Annotated in this window: 1 rRNA gene; it reads right to left on the bottom strand. The window is 58.2% G+C overall.

Going from position 1 to position 287, the window contains the following annotated elements:
- Window positions 1–287, bottom strand: a 23S ribosomal RNA gene (locus tag HMPREF2857_RS08990); the annotation flags it as partial.

Raw genomic sequence — 287 nt, 5'->3', positions numbered from 1 at the left:
GGCGCGTGTTCAGGTGGGTTAGTATCCCTGATTCACCATGGGCGCGGACACACGGGTACGGGAATATCAACCCGTTATCCATCGACTACGCCTGTCGGCCTCGCCTTAGGTCCCGACTCACCCTGGGAGGATTAACCTGGCCCAGGAACCCTTAGTCATTCGGCGGAGGAGTTTTCCACTCCTCATTCGCTACTCATGCCTGCATTCTCACTCGCGCACACTCCACACTAGGGTTACCCCAGCGCTTCACAGCAGTCACGCGACGCTCCCCTACCCAACCACCAAAA

Source organism: Corynebacterium sp. HMSC076C10 (assembly GCF_001812455.1).
Taxonomy (GTDB): Bacteria; Actinomycetota; Actinomycetes; order Mycobacteriales; family Mycobacteriaceae; genus Corynebacterium; species Corynebacterium jeikeium_D.
Note: the sequence above shows the minus strand (reverse complement) of the source record. Positions and strands in the feature narration are given on the sequence as shown.